The sequence below is a fragment of the Thiorhodococcus minor genome, assembly GCF_010820565.1.
Classification (GTDB): Bacteria; Pseudomonadota; Gammaproteobacteria; order Chromatiales; family Chromatiaceae; genus Thiorhodococcus; species Thiorhodococcus minor.
Genome location: NZ_JAAIJQ010000018.1, coordinates 1 through 17422 on the forward strand (window position 1 = coordinate 1; position 17422 = coordinate 17422).

Sequence of the window (17422 nt, forward strand, 5' to 3'; positions counted from 1 at the left end):
CGATACTGGGCTCGCGGCGCACGATTACCCAGGCGGGAGTCACACCCGCTAGAACACGCGGCCTTGCCAGGCCGCACCATCCCCTATTCCGATGGGTGCCTTTCGTCATCCGTCGGATCCTGAGGGGCGAAAGCGGCAACCTCCTTGGCCTCGACCTCCGGGCCGAGCATGATCGCCAGGGGCTGGGTTTGAGGACTCGTGCTCAGGGCGATTTTTAGCGCCATGGTGAGCGGCACCGACAGGAACATGCCGACGGAGCCGAGCACATACCCCCAAAAGATCAAGGATATAAAGACGACCAGCGTGGAGAGTCCGAGCCCGCGCCCCATGACCCGAGGCTCGATCACATTCCCGATCAGGATATTCACGACCAGGTAGCCAAGGGCCGCGAGCAGCGCAGACTCAGGTCCAAGCTGCACCAGGGCAAGCAATACCGCTGGAATCGCGGCGATGATGGAACCGATCGTGGGCACGAAGTTGAGCAAGAAGGCGAGCATGGCCCACATGGCCGCGAAGTCGACACCGAGGAAGGTCAGCCAGATCCAGACCAGCACACCCGTCGCCAGGCTGGTGTTCGCCTTGATGAACATGTAGCGGTTGATAGTCTTCACGACTTCCTGCAAGTGGACGAGCGTCGCCTGCGGCGCCCGCAGGGCGACGCGCAGCTTGCTGGGCAGGCTATGCGCCTCGAGCAAGATGAAGATGACCGTCAAGAGGATCAGAAAGGCATTGGCCAGCACGCCGCTCAGTCCTTTGATCAGGTCGCTCGCAAGCCCGAGAATCCCGGACGGGTCGATGAAGGAGTTCAGCACGCTACGGGAGACGTGCAGGCCGACCTCGTCGAGCCGGGTCACAAGCTCGCCCGACATCACATTCAGTCGTTGCTGATACTCCGGGAGGCTCGCATTGAAGTCATTCAGGGCGCCCGTGAAGAGTCCGATGATGGCGCCGCCGACGCCCACCAGAAGCGCGACCACCACGAGCATCGCGGCCCAGCCGGGCAGGCCGCGGTGTCGCAAATATTGAAGCGGCGGCTCGACCAGCACCGCGATGAAAACCGCCAGAAGAAAGGGGGTCACCAGGTTGGTCGCAGCCTTCAGGCCCGCGACGACGACGACGAAGGCGCCGGCGACCAGCAGAAAGCGTGCGGCTGGCGTGAATCCGAGTTGTTGATCCATTCGTTCGTTCAGAAAAGGCAGAAAAGGGTAGAGTAGAGAGCAGGTATCCGACTGCCTTAGATTCGACCTAGCTGTTTCCGCCCCTTTCGTTTGGCGGTGCCTCAACAGCCGACCCGTAGCCATAGGATACCAGCCTTCCCTCATCAAACCGTGCGCACGATTCTCCCGTACACGGCTTTCCGATGTGCTTCACGCCGAGGCATGCGCCGACTCATGGGCACCGCTCCGGTGACCAGCACCGGATTCGAGGCAGCGCACAACAGGCAAATCAAGCGGTTGCGCGATCACACTTATCGTGACCTTCACAGCCATGATGGAAGGGGCGTCTGTCATCGCCCAGCCGGTCACATCCTGCCGGCAATATTCTCCCGGATGGACAAGCGCGGAGATCGTGCGCCTATTCCGCGTCCGCCGCGAGAACGGCGCTTAACCGCAATGCCGTTCAACGGAACAGCACGATGCTCTCCTCGAAGGGTCTGGTCGGCTGAGGAGGATGTCGGTGGTGCGCACGCTTCTTGGGCAATCTGCTCATCTCTTGTTTGATGACGCGGGGATTGATCCGGTGCAGCTATTCAGGACGCTTTGCCAAACAACCGGCCAAACCTCTAAGTTCGTGACATGTCTGAGTCACCGCCTGCAACCGACTGCCTTGAAAGCAAAAGACGCCGAGCTGGTGTGGCTGCGCGCGGAGAATGCGGCGTTGCGCGCCAAAATGGCCGGGCAGACAGCGCAGATTGCCCAGCACCTTGAGCATATCCAGGAACTTGAAGCGCGCCTAGCCAAGGATAGACACAACTCCAGCAGGCCGGCGTCCTCGGATCCTCCATTCGACGGACCGCCACCGCCTTCGCCGCGCGAGCGCAGTGGCAAGCCGCCAAGCGGACAGAAAGGCCACTCGGGCGCTGCCCGCGCCCTCCTCGATGATGCCGAACAGACCATGGTCGTGCCCTTGAGCGGGCCATGCAGCTGCGGGCCTGATCGCGCGGAATCAACGCGGAGGCTTGAGCCGAGCGGCGCCAGTGCGTCGATCTCGTGGTGTGCCGCCAGGTCAGCGAATAGCGCACCGTGACGGGCCGATGCGCCTGCGGTCAGATCCATTGCAGCGCCTTGCCCGAAGACGTTGCTGAGGTTCCGTCTCGCCGATACCACTTACAGATGCCCCATCCTCCCCAGCCCAGATCTCGCCGCTCCGGGCGATCCTTTCGGCGCCCGGTCGTTTAGAATTGCGGCATCTGCAACCATCTGAGCGCGGGGGGCGGCCAGCCGCTCCCGATCTCACAAGCCTTTCCGGACCCTGAACATGACCGAGCATACCCACAACGTCGACCGCGCCGAGATCAGCAAGTTCGAGGAGCTTGCCTCGCGTTGGTGGGACCCGAACAGCGAGTTCAAGACGCTGCATGACATCAACCCGCTGCGGCTGGATTATGTCGAGCGCGGCGCCGGCGGGCTCGACGGCAAGCGCGTGCTGGACGTCGGCTGCGGCGGGGGCATCCTCTCCGAGAGCATGGCGCAGCGCGGCGCCCAGGTCATGGGCATCGACATGGGGGACATGCCGCTACGCATCGCCGAGCTGCACACCTTGGAGAGCGGCGTCGAGGTCGAGTACCGCCGCGTCCCGGTCGAGGCCCTGGCCGCCGAGCAGCCGGAGAGCTTCGACGTCGTGACCTGCATGGAGATGCTGGAGCACGTGCCCAGCCCGGCCTCGGCGATCGACGCCTGTGCCCGTCTGGTACGGCCCGGCGGCAAGGTCTTCTTCTCGACCCTGAACCGCAACCCCAAGTCCTATCTTCTCGCCGTCGTCGGGGCCGAGTACATCATGGGCATGCTGCCCCGAGGGACGCACGACTTCTCGCGCTTCATCCGCCCCTCCGAGCTGGACGCTTGGATCCGGCCGACCTGCATTCGCACCACCGACATGAGCGGCATGACCTATAACCCGCTGACCCAGGTCTACAAGCTCGACCCGCACAACCTGGACGTGAACTACCTGGTCACCTGCGTGCGCGACACCCATGGCTGAGGCCGCGCCGGTACGGGACGGCGCCGTCCTCTTCGACCTGGACGGCACCTTCGCGGACACCGCCCCCGACATGGCGGCGGCGCTCGACGAGATGCTGCGGGCACGCGACCGCGCGCCCCTGCCCTTCGCGCAGGTCCGCCCCTTTTGCTCCTACGGCGCGCGCGGCATCCTCAAGGTCGGCTTCGGACTGGAGCCCCAGGACGCCGCCTTCGAGTCCTTGCGCACGGAATACCTGGAGATCTACGCCGCCGCGCTGGTGCGCGAGACCACGCCCTTCCCCGGCATCGCCGAGCTGGTCGATGCCCTGGAGGAGCGCGGCCTGCCCTGGGGCATCGTGACCAACAAGCCGACCTATCTCACCCTGCCGCTGATGGCGCAGATCGGCTTTCGCGAGCGCGCCGCCTGCATCGTCTGCGGCGACACCGCCGCCCGGCCCAAGCCGCATCCCGATCCCATGTTCCACGCCTGCGAGCTGATCGGCATGGATCCCGCGCGCTGCTGGTACCTCGGCGATGCGGAGCGCGACATCCGCGCGGGGCTCGCGGCCGGCATGGGCACCCTGGCGGCCTGCTTCGGCTATCTGGGCGAGGATGACGACGCCGCGACCTGGGGCGCGCATGGGCTGGTGGAGCATCCGCTGGACGTCTTGGCCTGGCTGCCCCAAGCCAACGCTTGATGAACGACACCGTCGAGGCATCCGCCTGGGGCTTCCCCAACGCGGCGACACCGCCTGGCTCGGCCACCTACTACAGCATCCGCCTCGCGCCCGCGCCGCTGCGCGACGACCTCGCCGCCCTCTTCGGCTGGCGTCACCAGGTGCGCGCGGTGCTGGACGAGGTCACGGACCCGAGCGTCGCGGCGGCCAAGCTCGCCTGGTGGCGCGCCGAGATCGAGCGCGCACGTAGCGGCGAGGCGCGACATCCCCTCTCCCAGCGGCTGACATCGCTCATGGCGCGTGCCGAGCTGCCGAGCGCGCCCTTCGACGAGGTCGTCGAGACTTGCACCAACGTCTTGGAGCGGCGCTTTCCAGAGGATGAGGCGGCCTGGATCCAGAGCGCCGAGCGGGATCTCGGCGCCATCGCGGAGCTGGGCGCCCGCTGTCTCGGGCAGTCTGCTGCAGCTGACCTGGAGATCGCGCGACGCATTGGCGCCTACTGCGCCTTGGTGGAGCGTCTGAGAGACGCCGGATGGCTGCTGCGGCATGGGCGCTTGGGCATCCTGCCGGTCGACCAGATCGCTGGAGCGGGCCTCACGCCAGAAAGGCTGCGCACACCCGAAGGGCGCGCGGCCTTGCCCGAGCTGCTGGCAGAGGCCGCCAAGAAGCTCGCACCGATCACGGTCGCCATCGACAGCTCGGGATGCAGGCCGCCGGCCATGCTCCGCATCCATCGCCGCCTGCATGCGCTCCTGCTGCACGAGCTGGAAGCGAGCCGCTTCGATGTCCTGGATCAGCGCATCTCAGTGACGCCGATCCGCAAGCTCTGGCATGCGTGGCGGGAGAGCCGCGCACGCTGAGCTTTAGAGGGCAATGACGCCAGGCTGGCGAACGCCGATCATGCGCGGCTATTAGCGCCCTGCGTCGGCAGCCTTCTCCTGTCAGGGACGTAGGGTGGACAAGCGCAGCGCAGTCCACCGGCACCAGCACCAGCACCGGCGCGGGTTTCGGTGGACTGCGCTCTCGCTTGTCCACCCTACGCGGACTTGAAGCGAGCCGCTTCGATGTCCTGGATCAGCGCATCTCAGTGACGCCGATCCGCAAGCTCTGGCATGCGTGGCGGAAGAGCCGCGCGCGCTGAGCTCTAAAGCGCAATGACGACTGGGCTAGCGCCGGTTTATAGTGCGCGGTTTTTCGCGCCCTGCGCCGGCAGCCCTCTCCTGTCATGGACGTCGGGCGGACAAGCAGGGCGCAGTCCACCAGCACCGGCGCGGGTTTCGGTGGGCTGCGCTCTCGCTTGTCCACCCTGCGCGTGCATCTCCAAGGACACAGGGCGTCTGGCGCGCCGGCAACCCCAAATACCGAATCAGAGGCAGACTCACTAATGGAGAAGACGCAAGCCGACGACAAGCCCCTGAGCGAGCGCATCGTCCTCGTCACAGGCGCGCTCGAGGGCATCGGCCGCGCGGTCTCGCTCGCCAGCGCCGCTGCTGGGGCGACCGTCGTCCTGACTTCCTTCAAGCAGAAGGATCTCGAGCCGGTCTACGACGAGATCGTCTCTCGCGGCGGCCCGGAGCCGGCCATCCTCCCGCTGAATCTCCACAAGGCGACCGAGGCCGATTACATCGCCGCCGCCAACGTCATCGGCGAGAGCTTCGCCCGGCTCGACGGCCTGGTGCATTGCGCCGCCTTCGCGCCCTACCTGAGCCGGATCGACGACTATGACGTCAAGGAGTGGGAGAAGGTCGTCCACGTCAACCTCAATGCCCCCTTCATGCTCACCCAGGCGTGCCTGCCCTTGCTGCGGGCCGCCCCGGACGCCTCCGTGATCTTCACCTCCGACCGCGTCGGGCGCACCGGCAAGGCCTACTGGGGCGCTTTCGCCGCAGCCAAGTTCGGGATCGAGGGGCTGATGCAGGTCCTCGCGGAAGAAACCAGCGAGAACGGCGCACTGCGGGTCAACAGCATCGACCCGGGTGTGGTGCGCACGACCATGCGCGTCACCCTCTATCCAGGTGAAGATCCGAACGTCAATCCGCTGCCCGAGACCATCACGCCCGCCTATATCGCCCTGCTGGGGGCGCAGACGCGCGGGCTGACGGGTCACGCCTTCAGCGTGGATCCGGAAACCGGCGGTCTTGCCGAATATCCGGGAGCGGCTGGCTCGCATTAGCGTCGGTCGTAGGAACGGCGCGCGCGCACGGACTCCTCACGCTCCAGCTCCTCCAGCGCGGCCTCGACGCTCGCGAGGCTCTCCTGGACCTCCGGCAAGAGCACGTCCTCCAGGGCTCGGGCGCGCCGGGCGGTGCGGGCGTATTCGACGCGCAGCCGCTCCAGATTCGCGCTCATGGCGGCGAGCCGCGCGGCCTTCTCCATAAGCCCCCGATAGGCGACGCGGCAGGCGTCGCCTTCCGGGCTCGCGGCGATGCTCGGACTCACCCAGCCTGGCTCCTCTCCGGTCAGACGGACCTCTTGCAGCGCCACGCCGATGACCTTGCGCTCGCTCAGCTCCAACGCCGCCCGGGAGTCGTCCAGCGCCGGGTAGAGCGCCAGATCCTGAAGGCCGTGACGGGCCACCGCCGCCTCCAGGGCCTTTCCCGCCGCCGCATAGTCGGCATCGAAATCCGCCTTTCCCCGCTCGTAGCGGGCGATCTCCGCAACGATCTCGGCGGCGAGGATGAGCCGCTTTTCGTCGAGAAAGCGATAGCCCTCCTGCAGACCGGCCCGCTCCTCTTTCAGCTCCAGCAGGGCGCTCTGGGTCGGGATGATGGTATCGACCGTCATGACAGATGCTCGCGGATCTGACGGTCATCGAGCCGATGCAGCTCGCCCGGCGGCAGGAAACGCAAGACCGACCAGCCGGCGCCCATGCTCTCCTCGAGGGTGCGGACCGCGTCGGACTGATTGATGACCTCGCGCTCGAAGGCATCCCCAAAGGCGAGCAGCTTGCGATCCTTCTCCGCAAGCCCCTCCTCGCCCACCACGCTCGCGAGGACCCGGGTCTGCTGCGCCTGGCTGTAGGAGGCATAGAGCTGCGCGGCGAGCGCGGGATGATCCGGATGCGTGCGCCCCCTCCCGGTGCCGTCCTTCATCAAGCGCGACAGGCTGGGCAGCAGACGGATGGGCGGATAGAGGTCGCGACGGTGCAGCTCGCGGTCGAGGACGATCTGCCCCTCGGTGATGTAGCCGGTCAGATCCGGGATGGGGTGGGTGATGTCGTCGTTCGGCATGGTCAGGATGGGGATCTGAGTCACCGAGCCGGGCCGGCCTTGGATGCGTCCGGCGCGCTCGTAGAGGGTCGCAAGGTCCGAGTACATGTAGCCCGGATAGCCCTTGCGGCTCGGCACCTCGCCGCGGCTCGCCGAGACCTCGCGCAGCGCCTCGCAGTAGTTGGTGAGGTCGGTGAGGATCACCAGGACGTGCTTGCCCTCGGTGAAGGCCAGATACTCGGCCGCCGTCAGCGCGAAGCGCGCCGTCAGCAGGCGCTGGGCGCTGGAGTCGCTCGCCAGGTTGAGGAAGAGCACCGTCCGCGCCAGCGCCCCGCTGCGCTCCATCTCCTCGCGGAAGAACTCGGCGCTGTCGTGGGGGATCCCGATGCCCGCGAAGACGATGGCGAAGTCATCGCCCTGCTCGTCCGGCAGCCGGGCATTGCGGGCGATGTCGACGGCGATGCGGTCATGCGGCAGACCGCCGCCCGAGAAGAGCGGCAGCTTCTGACCGCGCACCAGGCTGTTCATCAGATCGATGGCGCTGAAGCCCGTCTCCAGATACTCGTCCGGGGCTGTGCGTGCGGAGGGCTTGATCGGCAGCCCGTCGACCCGGTAGGCCCGCGCGGCGGCCAAGGGCGGCCCGCCGTCGAGCGGTTTGCCGATGCCATTGAAGACGCGCCCGAGCAGGCCAGGCCCGACGTGAAAGCGCAGCGGCTCGCCGAAGAAGCGCACACGTGTGCCGCTCAGGGTCAGACCGGCCGTCTCGTCCAGCATCTCGACCGTGACCGACTCCTGCTCTAGCGCCGCAATGCGGCCAAGTCGAACCGAGCCGTCCGGTCCCTCGACCTCGACCGCCTCGTTCAGCCCAACGTCCAGACTGCGCTTGAGAAACAGCAGCGGCCCCTCGGCCCGGTAGGCGATCTCTTCGCCGATGAGTCTCGCGTACATCGTCTTGGCTCCTTCAGCTTCTCCGGGGTGATCCAGGGATGGGCGTCTTCAGGTAAGACTGGCGCATTCCGGCGTGGATTGCTCATCGCACCAAGGCCATTCGCCCGATTCTCACGCAGAGCTGCCCAGGCGCCAAGTGAGGAGCGATGAACCTAGAAAGAGCCGTCAGCCGCCAGCGGCCAGCGGCCAGCCTCCAGCTGTTGGTTTGCCTGGGTCCTCGCCTGGCGAAGCCTTCACCCATTGGGTGAGCTCGGGCGGGCACGCCGTGTCGGCCAACTGATCGATCGGAAAAAGCTGGTCGCTGGAGGCAGGAAGCTGGCAGCTCCATTTAGGATGAACGTCGGGAACGAGCCTCCGCGCTTTGCCAAAGGCACTCTCGTCCGCATATCGTTCATGGCGATTCGACGCTGGGGGTGTCGGCCTTCAGGCCGACGGCTGTTGACCTGGATGCCAACACTCCCAGGGCCACTCCATGCCGCAACGCAAGGCAAGACTGGGGGACGTGATCTACGACCATGCCCCCCCAACTGAGCAGCATCTCCAGCACCAGCCGTTGAGACGACAGGATCACATGACAGAGCAAAGCCTTGACGCGATTTGGGCGCTTCTCTTGGCGGCACGCGACCAGCGCGGCCGGCCTGGAGACCAGGGTCGGACCTTCGGGCTGAGGCTCTCGGCGGATGGCCAGCCCGAGCTCAGGACGGCCGATGACGCCCAGGCCGCATTGATCTGGCGAGGTGACGCTTTCGAGGTCGGCCCTGGGCTTCCTCCGGACGCGGTGGATTTCGTCGAGCTCTACCTCCCGGTCCTCGCCGCACAGCCGGAGCAGCCCGTGGTGGTCGGCCACCTCGGTCAGAGCATCGACGCCCAGATCGCCACTCGCTCGGGCGATTCCTGCTATGTCACAGGCCCGGAGAACCTCACCCATCTCCATCGCATGCGGGCGCTCTGCGATGCCGTGGTCGTCGGCGCCGGCACCGTGGCAGCCGACAACCCCCGGCTGACGACCCGTCTGGTCGCGGGCACCAATCCGGTGCGCGTGGTGATGGATACCGACCGACGACTCACCGGCGATCAGCGGCTCTTCAGCGATGGGGAAGCGGAGACACTCTTGGTCTGCTGCAGGGACCGCGTCTCCCAGGAGGAGCACGCGCCCAACCTCCTAGCAGCACCGCGCAACGGCGCCGGCCTGGATCTGCAAGCGGTCTTCGCGGCACTGAGGCGACGCGGGCTGCACGCGCTGTTCATCGAGGGCGGTGGCGTGACCGTCTCGCGCTGGATGAAGGCCGGGCTCCTGGACCGGCTGCAGATCGCGACGGCGCCCGTCATGATCGGCGCGGGACGTCCAGGCCTGGCCCTGCCGGCATCCGAGACCATGCGCGCCTGCCGCCGCCCGCCCTTCAAGCTCTTCAAGATGGGCGAGGACGTCCTTTGGGATTTCGATCTGCGCGGAGAGGCCCCGGACCACAAAGAGTCTGCACCGCCTCGGCAGGCGCCGGTTCGGCTCCAATAACCCGCTCAACTAGACGCAAAAGACTTGGGCTCTGCCTCCTGCCGAGCCGCGGCCGGAAAACAGGCCAGCAAAGCGACGGGGATTGTCCCCAGTGAGAGCGGTCGTCAGGGCTCGAGCGGCAGCGACAGAAGATCGCAATGCCCAACGATCAACCGGGATGCGCCCGACGCAATGTGATCGAGACGAGACTCGAGCCAAATCTCAATCGCGTCCGTCGCAGCCGGGTCCACCTCGACCACTGCCTCGGCCCAGCCGCGGACGAGGGCATCCTGCAGGTCTCCATCCTGCGTCCCGAGCCGCCAGCCGCTGTCCGCCAGCTCAGCTGAGCGACCCACATCGGCGAAGCAAGCCGCAGCCGCCGCGCCACCCTCCGGACCCAGCGCGACACCCAAGCCCTTGTCCTGCCGCTGATGGCGATTGAGCAGGTCGCGGACGCGCTCATCCCCAGGGATGCCGGGCTCCCACTGAATTCGACCGTCATAGGTCAAGGCCAGGAGCGCGGCGGAAGCTCGGGCACTGCAGCTCCGCGCCAAGGCCTGAATCCAGTCCAACGAGACCAGATCGAGCAGGGCCGAGGCGGTCACGAGATCGCTGTCCAAGCAGTGCTCATCGCGGAACAGTCCCGCGAGATCGGCCTGACTCCAGCTAACACGCACTGCGGCCCCATGGATCTGCAGCTTGATGCAATCGGACGCTGACGAGGCTGGATAGCCGCAGCCCGCCGCCCACGCCAAGAGGACCTCTGGAAGCCTGACCAGCAGCTCGGCGTCATGGTCGAGGAGGCGCCACTCCTGATCGACGCCCAGTCTTGGGGCGAGGTAGCGCAGATTCGACCCGGTTCCGGCGCCGAGATCCAGGATGCGTAGCCGTCCTTTTTGCTTGGCCCAATCCGCCAGCTTGCGCGTCAGCTCCGGGCTGCGTGCGGCGTGATCGGCGGGCTCGCGCAAGGCGAGCCAATCGGCGGAGAAGGCGCTCATTCGCTCACCCCTGGTTGAAAGGGCGCCTGTGTCTGGCTACCGTGCATCCCCCCTTGCTGCCGAACGGCAGCGGCGAATGCCTCGCAGGCATCGTCCCAGGTCGACAGCTCGGCTCGGGCGGCGCGTGCCCCAGCGGCCAGGGCATCGCGCAATGCGTCGTCCTGGATCAGACGGCGGAGCCCGGCCGTCAGGGCCTCCGCGTCGCCAGGCGGGACCAGCAGTCCGGCCGTCTCGGGCAGGGTCTCTGGAATCGCGCCGGCCGTCGTCGAGACGACGGGCAAGCCGCGCGCGAGCGCCTCGGCGAGCACCATGCCGTAGCCCTCGTGGTAAGAGGCCAGCACGAAGGCGTCCGCCGCAGCGTACTCCGCCTCCAGCGCGCACTGCTCCAGCTCACCTGTCAGACGAATCCGCTCGTCCAAGCCGAATCTCGCGATGGCAGCTTCCAAGGCCTGGGCATGGTCGGGCGCGCGCGTCCTGCTCCCGACGCAGGTCAGGCGCCAGGGGAGATCGCGGAGCCTGGACAAGGCCTCGAAGAGGAGGGCATGGCCCTTGCGCGGGGTCAGAGAAGCCACGCTCAGCAGATGCAGCCCCGGCCCGCGAGACCCAGGCGCGAGCGGCGCCGGGTCGTTCCCTGGCTCGACCACGGCCAGCTCCTCTGAGCCGACGCCATAGGCAGCCAGGGCGCGAGCCGTCGAGGCACTGGTCACGATGACCTTCCGCACCAGCCCGAGCGCTTGCCGCTCAGAGCGGCGTAGGCGCTCGGCCTCGGCGGGCGCAAGCCCAGTCTCCAAGGCCAGTGGGTGATGGATGAGTGCAATCAGATCGAGCCGGTCCGCAAGCGCCTCGGCGACCGCGGGCATGGCGCCCAGCGCGAGACCGTCGATCACGACGGTGCGCCCAGCGCGAATCTGCCGGAGCATGCGCTCGGCCTCGGCCAGGTCGGCCGCCGCGGGTCGGGGGAAGCTTGCCGCGAGCGCGTGGACCTCGACCAGCCAGCCCTTGGCGGAAAGCCCGGCAATGATGCGGCGCGCATAGGCATAACCCCCGGTCGGGGTGTCGAGATCCCCGGGAATGACGACATCGAGCCTTGGGCGGGTCACGGACGCGGATCGCCCTCGAAGCTGGCCGAGGCGACGTGGGATTCGTGCAGGGTCGCGCGCATCTGGGTCAGGCCATGGGCGCCCTGCCCTAGCTCGCCCCGACGGATGCGCTCGGCGACGCGGTCGAAGACGACGCGGGCGAGGAGCTCAGTGGTGGTGTTCCGTCCGGCGAAGTCGGGGGACTCGTCCAGGTTGCGGTAGTTGAGCTCGCCGAGCACGGCGGCAAGGGCCTGGCTGGCGAGACCGATGTCCACCACCAGTCCGTCCTCGTCCAGCTCGGGCCGGCGCACCTCCAGGTCGACCACATAGGTGGCGCCGTGGAGCCGCTGGGCCGGGCCGAAGACCTCGCCGCGAAAGCTGTGGGCGATCATGAAGTGGTCGCGGACGCTCAGGCTGTACATTGGGAAATCACCCTCGGCTGTAGTGGATGCGATGGCAGATGGTGCCCTGCGGGGCCTCGACCAGTCGAGCCATAACGGCGGGCAGCTCGGTGAAGGCGCTGGAGCCGGTGATGAGGACGTCGAGCCTGGGATCGGCCAGCAGAGGGAGCGCGGTCTGGAGCCGCCGCCGCAGCGTCCAGCGCGGCGCCTGGCTCGGCGGAAGGCCGCCCACCTGCGAGGAGCGCAGCGTCAGCCGGCGCTGATGGAAGGCCTCTCCCAAGGGCAGGGTCGCGGGCCGCGCGCCGTACCAGCTCATCTCGACGACGGTGGATTCGCGACCCGCCAAGCCGAGCGCGGTCACCAGGCCGGCGGGGCTGCCGCTGGTGTGGATCACCAGGTCCGCCTCTCCCCTCGCCTGCTCCGGCAGCGCGAACCCCAGGCCCAAGGCCTCTGCAACTCCGGCCTTGCCGGGATCGACGTCGATCAGCTCGACCTCACAGCCGGGAATCCTGCCCGCCAGCCAGGCGACGAGGCAGCCAACCGTGCCCGCGCCGATGACCGCGATGCGGTCGCCGATCCTCGGCGTCGCGTCCCAGAGACCGTTGACGGCCGTCTCCATGTTGGCGGCAAGAATGGCGCGCTCGGGCGGTACCTCATGCGGCAGGGGCACCACGGCCTCGGCGGGCACGACATATTGGGCTTGATGGGGATAGAGGCAGAAGACAGACCTGCCGAGCAGGTCCGCCGGTCCCTCTTCGACCTCCCCGACACTGCAATAGCCGTATTTCACCGGGAAGCTGAAGTCGCCCTCCTGAAAGGGCGCGCGCATGCGCTGATGCTCGCTCGCGGGGACCTCACCGCGAAAGACCAGGGCCTCGGTTCCGCGACTGATGGCGCCATAGGAGGCGCGCACCCGCACCTGGCCGGGCGCGACCTTCGGCAGGGGCTCTTCCCTCAGCTCGCCCTGGCCGGGGGCCGTCACCCAGAACGCGAGGGTCTGCGTTGGCTCATTCATTGAACAGGGCTCTAGATAGGCTGGATCAACGAGATGATGATGGCTCGACACGGATGCAACACCAAAGCCTCCATGCTGGGAGAGTCGGCCTCTAGGCCGACCGGCAGCGGGCGCGGCCCGCGTCGCTAAGGACGCAGCTCCTCGCCTTGCCGAATCTGTCCGCCTGTGTCGCCCTGGAGGGCGACACGCCCAGGTGGCCTGATCAAGCATGCCACCCCGTCACGGCCAACTGGCCGATCCCAATCAGCTTCCCGCCGAAAGCTGGCTGCCCTCTCCAGGTTGATGAGCTAGCCGACTCGTCCCAGATAACTGGAAAGCAGCGACCGTCGTCGAGCCGCCCAAGAGGGAGATCCGCAACCGTCATGCACCGCCGTTCGCAAGAGAGCCCGCCGCTAAGGACCCTGCTGGTGCGGAGCGGAATCCTCAACGCGACGACCGGTCTGGCGATCCTGGGCTTGTTGGGCCATGCGATCAATGCCCACCTCGGCCTGAGCGGCTGGGCGACGCTGCGGACACTCTGCCTCTTCGCCGCCGCCCTGACCTGGCTGTATCGGTACCTGGACCAGCACCTGCCGCACCAGCGCATCCACGCCGCCAATCAAGTCACCTTGGTCCGTCTGGGACTGACGGCCCTCATCGCCGGCTGGATCGGAGAGCCGATCGACCCTGCCCCCTGGCTGCCGATGGCGGTTGCCGGACTCGTCCTCCTGCTGGATGGCGTCGACGGCTGGCTGGCGCGCCGCGGCGGCTGGGCGAGCGCCTTCGGTGCCAAATTCGACATGGAGACCGACGCCCTCTTGGTCCTGATCCTCGCCGCCTTGCTCTGGAGCCAGGACAAGACCGGCGCCTGGGTCCTCTTCGCCGGCCTGGCGCGCTATGTCTTCGTGCTCTCGGCCCGGTTCTGGAGCTGGCTGGCTCAGCCGCTGCCGCACAGCCGCAGGCGTCAGACCTTCTGCGTCCTCATCGTCCTCACACTCCTGCTGACCCTGGCGCCGCCGATTCAGCCGCCCCTGAGCCTGGCTTCGGCTGTCTTGGCCATCGCCTTCACGGCCTATTCCTTCGGCATCGATGTCTGGTGGCTGTGGCGACGCAGGCCAGCGGCAAGCCCGGGCCGGCGCGATCGTCTGGGCGTCGAGCCTCCCAAGGCATGACGACCGGCGATGACGACTGAATCCGCACAGCCAAGCTGGCGCCTCTGGGTTGCCCTCGGCCTCTCGCTCTATGGTCTGAGCTCCCTGCTGAGCTTCTACAACGTCTGGCCGACGCCCTGGGTGACGACGCGCCATCACCTCTCCATCGAGGTCCTGGCGCTGGTGCTCGCCATGGCGGTGCTCAGCGCCCTCGGCCGTCCGCCCGCCAAGCGGACGCTGACGCTCCTCGCGGCGCTGCTACTGGTCTTGACGCTCGGCCGCTATGCGGAGGTAACGGCCCCGGCGCTCTACGGGCGGCGCATCAATCTCTACTGGGACGCACCGCACATCCCAGGCGTCGCCGCCATGCTCATCCAGGCCGCGAGCGGATGGCAGCTGCTGCTCGCGGGGGCTGGGCTCCTCGGCGGGCTGGTCGCCCTCTTCCTGGCGATCCGCTGGATGCTCGCCAGCACGGCCCATGCACTCACGCACACACTGCCGCGCCGACTGATCATGGGCGCAAGCCTGATCCTGGTGCTCCTCTTCGTCGCCGGGCGCATCGACCGAGACCTCGGCCCGCGCAAGTGGTTCTCGCTGCCGGTGACCCAGACCTATGTCGAGCAAGTCCGCTTCATCGGCGAGGCCATGAGCGCCGACGCGCAGCCGGACCTCAGCGCGCCGCCGCTGCCCGAATCCAGCTTCGATCGGATCGCGGGCGCCGACGTCCTCCTCGTCTTCATGGAGTCTTACGGCGTCACCACGCTGGACCGGCCGGAGTACGCAGAAGCATTGGAGGCCAGCCGCCGCCGTCTGGCCGAGACCGTCGCGCGGACGGGCCGCCAGGTCGTCTCGGCGCGGGTGACCTCCCCGACCTTCGGCAGCGGCTCATGGCTGGCGCACATGAGCCTGCTCTCGGGTATCGAGGTGCAGGACAGCGGCCGCTACAAGCTCCTCATCACCCGTGACCGCGAGACCCTGGTCCACCGCTTCGCCGATGCCGGCTACCGCGTGCTCGGACTCATGCCGGGGATCCGCATGGCCTGGCCGGAGGGCGCCTTCTATGGCTATGACGCGATCTATGACGCCAAGGGTCTGGACTATCGGGGGCCGGAATTCGGCTGGTGGCGCATTCCGGACCAGTATGCGCTGGCGGTTCTGGACCGAGAGGAGCTGTCCCGGCGGGAGCGCGACCCGGTGTTTGTGGTCTTTCCCACCATCACCAGTCACGCGCCCTTCCGTCCTGTCGCGCCCTATCAGCCGGACTGGCAGACCATGCTCGGCCCAGAGCCCTTCGGCCCGGATGGCGCCGCCTTGGCGCTCCGCGGCAAGCCCGAATGGCTGAAGCTCGGCGTCAGCTATGTCGAGGCGGTCGGCTATGCACTCCGGGTCATCAGCGGCTTCCTGGAGCGTCGGGCCCAGGACGATCTGGTCCTCATCATCCTCGGCGATCACCAGCCGGCATCTAGCGTCAGCGGACCTGAGGCATCCCAGGATGTCCCCGTTCATGTCGTCGCCAGCCGGCCCGGGCTGATGCAGGCGCTGGAAGCGGAAGGCTTCACACCCGGGCTCGCGCCCGAGCCGCCGAGCATCGCGCCCATGCATGCGCTGACGCCGAGACTCCTGCGGGCCTTCGGTGAGCCCCCAGCACCATCCGCACACAGTCCCGTCGTGTCCGCAGCCCCTGGCTCACCGGCGCCGCAAGCGAACGTTGCTGTGCGACAGGCAGCGGATTAGCCTGAGTCCATTGCCCTGACCGACCAAGGCGATTTGCGAGAGGCATGCGTCGTCAGGCGGACACCGCGTAGGAGCGCCGCCCTCGGCGCGATGAAGCCTGCTCCAACCGCCCCAGTCGCGGCGGGGCGCCGCTCCCACGGATCGAGCGGCTGCCCACATCCCAGGCGGAGATAAGCTCGCCGCATGGGAGCATGGTTAGCAAACGAGCCAGCAAGGCTAGGCTGCCAACACCTTCGCCCAGGCGGACCGCATGACCTGCACCACATCCCGCTCGATCAGCTCGCCGTGGGCAAGGATGATGCGCTCGGGCTCCCAGCTCAGGACACGCTCGAGACCCCGCCGAACGACGTCATTCCGGCCCCAGCCAATCTGATACTCGGGCGCCGCCTTGGGGTTGTTCCACATGCGGAACACCAGCTTCCACCACAGCTTGAGCTGCAGACCGACGGGGTGGCTGAAGTCGTCCCCGATGTTCTCCAGGAGGTCGACCAGGATCAGCGTCTTCGAGGGCCTGTGGAAGAAGGGCACCTCCCAGATCAGCCGCGGCCCCTGGATCACCACCTGCTCCAGGATGCCGCCCCAGCGGGGATCCGGCCGATTGCCCAGGATCCAGTCGAAACGGATGTCCGGCCGCTTGCGCTCCAGGCCCGGGCACAGGAAGGTCTCGGCCGACGGATAGTGCGCCTGAAAGTCCGGCACGAAGAGGTGATGGTAAGAGCCAGGCGCGAGGATGTATCTGACCTCGCCGAGGGCGTCGATCTCCCGCTTGGCCGCCGTGTCGATCCTGCCGGGATCGTGAACGATCAGCTCGCCAGTCTCGAGCCGGATGATCGTCATGCGCCCGAAGAGATCGATCCCCGAGTAGCGCACCGGATACTCCTGGATCCAGATCGCATCCTCGACGTACTCCGTTAGCTGCCCGATCGCCATGTGCACCTCCTGTCGTTTCGTCGCTGAGCCGGCCGGCCAGGCGCGATCCGACACCATTATCGCCGTCCCGCATCCTCAGCGACCGAGATGTCCTCGGAAGAGGCGACCTCCAGCCGCAAGCCCACCCGAGATCCAAGGTTCATGGGTGCCTCGAATGCGAAGAGTCGCCCCCTCAGCAAGACGCACGTCTGCCGCCCGGCAACAGCGTCGGCGAGAAAGACCCTCAGAAGCCGGTCGCGCCCGGCATCGTTCGGCGCCAGGACGGCAAAGGATTCCCCAGCTCGGTCAGTGGCGCGCGACTTCAGATTGAAACGCCAGGTCGTCGCAGACGGCGCCTCGCCGCTCCACCAATCGCCCAGGATCGCCCGGACATCGGCATTGCCGTAGAGGTTGCCGTGGTCGACGAAGCCCAAAACCTTGACCACATGCCCGATCGCCTCCCGCACAGCCTGCTCATCGCGCGCGAAACCGCCATGGCTGATCTCGAGCGCTGGAAGGTAGCCATGGATACGCTTGGCGCATCCGAATAGCGGAAGCACGGTGCCCAAAGCGATGACGACGACAACCGCGATCAGGGAAACGGAATCGACCCGGCCGCGCAGCCTTCCGAGCAGGCGCTTGGCGGACATT

At 67.3% G+C, this 17422-nt stretch carries 17 protein-coding genes; 8 read left to right on the forward strand and 9 right to left on the reverse strand.

Annotation, left to right across the window (positions count from 1 at the left end):
- Window positions 1-83 precede the first annotated feature (83 nt).
- On the reverse strand, window positions 84-1178 hold the full coding sequence (locus tag G3446_RS07985) for an AI-2E family transporter (protein ID WP_164452304.1): 1095 nt from the start codon (window positions 1176-1178) through the stop codon (window positions 84-86).
- 502 nt (window positions 1179-1680) lie between these two features.
- Here G3446_RS07985 and G3446_RS28940 point away from each other — a divergent pair.
- The 5 genes from G3446_RS28940 (at window position 1681) to G3446_RS08010 (ending at window position 6029) form a co-directional block, all read left to right on the forward strand.
- Window positions 1681-2247: a DUF6444 domain-containing protein gene (locus G3446_RS28940; RefSeq protein WP_164452305.1), complete on the forward strand. Its 567-nt coding sequence runs from the start codon at window positions 1681-1683 to the stop codon at window positions 2245-2247.
- Window positions 2248-2478: 231 nt separating this feature from the next.
- Window positions 2479-3201: a bifunctional 2-polyprenyl-6-hydroxyphenol methylase/3-demethylubiquinol 3-O-methyltransferase UbiG gene (gene ubiG / locus G3446_RS07995; protein ID WP_164452306.1), complete on the forward strand. Its 723-nt coding sequence runs from the start codon at window positions 2479-2481 to the stop codon at window positions 3199-3201.
- Entirely contained in the window at window positions 3194-3877 is a 684-nt protein-coding gene (locus tag G3446_RS08000; RefSeq protein WP_164452307.1) for an HAD family hydrolase, read from the forward strand. The genes ubiG and G3446_RS08000 overlap by 8 nt, the downstream gene beginning before the upstream one ends.
- On the forward strand, window positions 3877-4716 hold the full coding sequence (locus G3446_RS08005; RefSeq protein WP_164452308.1) for a squalene/phytoene synthase family protein: 840 nt from the start codon (window positions 3877-3879) through the stop codon (window positions 4714-4716). The genes G3446_RS08000 and G3446_RS08005 overlap by 1 nt, the downstream gene beginning before the upstream one ends.
- 524 nt (window positions 4717-5240) lie before the next feature.
- Entirely contained in the window at window positions 5241-6029 is a 789-nt protein-coding gene (locus G3446_RS08010) for an SDR family NAD(P)-dependent oxidoreductase (RefSeq protein WP_164452309.1), read from the forward strand.
- On the opposite strand, the gene G3446_RS08015 is transcribed toward G3446_RS08010, so the two are convergent.
- Together G3446_RS08015 and G3446_RS08020 are read right to left on the reverse strand one after the other, a co-directional pair.
- Complete coding sequence (locus G3446_RS08015) at window positions 6026-6640, reverse strand: V-type ATP synthase subunit D (RefSeq protein WP_164452310.1); 615 nt, start codon at window positions 6638-6640, stop codon at window positions 6026-6028. The genes G3446_RS08010 and G3446_RS08015 overlap by 4 nt on opposite strands.
- Window positions 6637-8013: a V-type ATP synthase subunit B gene (locus tag G3446_RS08020; RefSeq protein WP_164452311.1), complete on the reverse strand. Its 1377-nt coding sequence runs from the start codon at window positions 8011-8013 to the stop codon at window positions 6637-6639. The genes G3446_RS08015 and G3446_RS08020 overlap by 4 nt, the downstream gene beginning before the upstream one ends.
- 571 nt (window positions 8014-8584) lie before the next feature.
- Here G3446_RS08020 and G3446_RS08025 point away from each other — a divergent pair.
- Window positions 8585-9526 carry a RibD family protein gene (locus G3446_RS08025; RefSeq protein WP_164452312.1) on the forward strand — a complete coding sequence of 314 codons (942 nt, stop codon included), beginning with the start codon at window positions 8585-8587 and terminating at the stop codon, window positions 9524-9526.
- Window positions 9527-9630: 104 nt separating this feature from the next.
- Here G3446_RS08025 and G3446_RS08030 read toward each other — a convergent pair whose 3' ends face one another.
- Genes G3446_RS08030 through G3446_RS08045 form a run of 4 tightly spaced genes read right to left on the reverse strand, consistent with a single transcriptional unit; the run spans window position 9631 to window position 12998 of the window.
- Window positions 9631-10503 (reverse strand): class I SAM-dependent methyltransferase, encoded by an 873-nt coding sequence (locus tag G3446_RS08030; RefSeq protein WP_164452313.1) that lies wholly within the window; start codon window positions 10501-10503, stop codon window positions 9631-9633.
- Window positions 10500-11603 carry a glycosyltransferase gene (locus tag G3446_RS08035; RefSeq protein WP_164452314.1) on the reverse strand — a complete coding sequence of 368 codons (1104 nt, stop codon included), beginning with the start codon at window positions 11601-11603 and terminating at the stop codon, window positions 10500-10502. Before G3446_RS08035 ends, G3446_RS08030 begins: the two co-directional genes overlap by 4 nt.
- On the reverse strand, window positions 11600-12004 hold the full coding sequence (locus G3446_RS08040) for a 6-pyruvoyl trahydropterin synthase family protein (protein WP_164452315.1): 405 nt from the start codon (window positions 12002-12004) through the stop codon (window positions 11600-11602). The genes G3446_RS08035 and G3446_RS08040 overlap by 4 nt, the downstream gene beginning before the upstream one ends.
- Before the next feature lie 7 nt (window positions 12005-12011).
- Window positions 12012-12998 (reverse strand): zinc-dependent alcohol dehydrogenase, encoded by a 987-nt coding sequence (locus G3446_RS08045; protein ID WP_164452316.1) that lies wholly within the window; start codon window positions 12996-12998, stop codon window positions 12012-12014.
- Between the two features lie 362 nt (window positions 12999-13360).
- Between G3446_RS08045 and G3446_RS08050 the strand changes: the two genes are divergently transcribed.
- Both G3446_RS08050 and G3446_RS08055 read left to right on the forward strand, forming a co-directional pair.
- Window positions 13361-14149 carry a CDP-alcohol phosphatidyltransferase family protein gene (locus G3446_RS08050; protein ID WP_164452317.1) on the forward strand — a complete coding sequence of 263 codons (789 nt, stop codon included), beginning with the start codon at window positions 13361-13363 and terminating at the stop codon, window positions 14147-14149.
- A gap of 9 nt (window positions 14150-14158) precedes the next feature.
- Window positions 14159-15862 (forward strand): alkaline phosphatase family protein, encoded by a 1704-nt coding sequence (locus tag G3446_RS08055; RefSeq protein WP_164452318.1) that lies wholly within the window; start codon window positions 14159-14161, stop codon window positions 15860-15862.
- Window positions 15863-16078: 216 nt separating this feature from the next.
- On the opposite strand, the gene G3446_RS08060 is transcribed toward G3446_RS08055, so the two are convergent.
- Together G3446_RS08060 and G3446_RS08065 are read right to left on the reverse strand one after the other, a co-directional pair.
- The gene (locus tag G3446_RS08060) at window positions 16079-16792 is read right to left on the reverse strand and encodes a DUF4336 domain-containing protein (RefSeq protein WP_164452319.1); all 714 of its coding nucleotides are present in this window, start codon (window positions 16790-16792) and stop codon (window positions 16079-16081) included.
- Between the two features lie 56 nt (window positions 16793-16848).
- The gene (locus G3446_RS08065; RefSeq protein WP_164452320.1) at window positions 16849-17421 is read right to left on the reverse strand and encodes a hypothetical protein; all 573 of its coding nucleotides are present in this window, start codon (window positions 17419-17421) and stop codon (window positions 16849-16851) included.
- Window position 17422: the final 1 nt, after the last annotated feature.

What these genes read in the sequence shown, in the direction of transcription:
- G3446_RS08065 (WP_164452320.1), bottom strand. Translation starts at nt 17,421, where the DNA reads ATGTCCGCCAAGCGCCTGCTCGGAAGGCTGCGCGGCCGGGTCGATTCC.
- G3446_RS08030 (WP_164452313.1), bottom strand. Translation starts at nt 10,503, where the DNA reads ATGAGCGCCTTCTCCGCCGATTGGCTCGCCTTGCGCGAGCCCGCCGAT.
- G3446_RS08050 (WP_164452317.1), top strand. Translation starts at nt 13,361, where the DNA reads ATGCACCGCCGTTCGCAAGAGAGCCCGCCGCTAAGGACCCTGCTGGTG.
- G3446_RS08055 (WP_164452318.1), top strand. Translation starts at nt 14,159, where the DNA reads ATGACGACTGAATCCGCACAGCCAAGCTGGCGCCTCTGGGTTGCCCTC.
- G3446_RS08040 (WP_164452315.1), bottom strand. Translation starts at nt 12,004, where the DNA reads ATGTACAGCCTGAGCGTCCGCGACCACTTCATGATCGCCCACAGCTTT.
- G3446_RS08020 (WP_164452311.1), bottom strand. Translation starts at nt 8,013, where the DNA reads ATGTACGCGAGACTCATCGGCGAAGAGATCGCCTACCGGGCCGAGGGG.
- ubiG (WP_164452306.1), top strand. Translation starts at nt 2,479, where the DNA reads ATGACCGAGCATACCCACAACGTCGACCGCGCCGAGATCAGCAAGTTC.
- G3446_RS08015 (WP_164452310.1), bottom strand. Translation starts at nt 6,640, where the DNA reads ATGACGGTCGATACCATCATCCCGACCCAGAGCGCCCTGCTGGAGCTG.
- G3446_RS08010 (WP_164452309.1), top strand. Translation starts at nt 5,241, where the DNA reads ATGGAGAAGACGCAAGCCGACGACAAGCCCCTGAGCGAGCGCATCGTC.
- G3446_RS08060 (WP_164452319.1), bottom strand. Translation starts at nt 16,792, where the DNA reads ATGGCGATCGGGCAGCTAACGGAGTACGTCGAGGATGCGATCTGGATC.
- G3446_RS08000 (WP_164452307.1), top strand. Translation starts at nt 3,194, where the DNA reads ATGGCTGAGGCCGCGCCGGTACGGGACGGCGCCGTCCTCTTCGACCTG.
- G3446_RS08045 (WP_164452316.1), bottom strand. Translation starts at nt 12,998, where the DNA reads ATGAATGAGCCAACGCAGACCCTCGCGTTCTGGGTGACGGCCCCCGGC.
- G3446_RS07985 (WP_164452304.1), bottom strand. Translation starts at nt 1,178, where the DNA reads ATGGATCAACAACTCGGATTCACGCCAGCCGCACGCTTTCTGCTGGTC.
- G3446_RS08005 (WP_164452308.1), top strand. Translation starts at nt 3,877, where the DNA reads ATGAACGACACCGTCGAGGCATCCGCCTGGGGCTTCCCCAACGCGGCG.
- G3446_RS08025 (WP_164452312.1), top strand. Translation starts at nt 8,585, where the DNA reads ATGACAGAGCAAAGCCTTGACGCGATTTGGGCGCTTCTCTTGGCGGCA.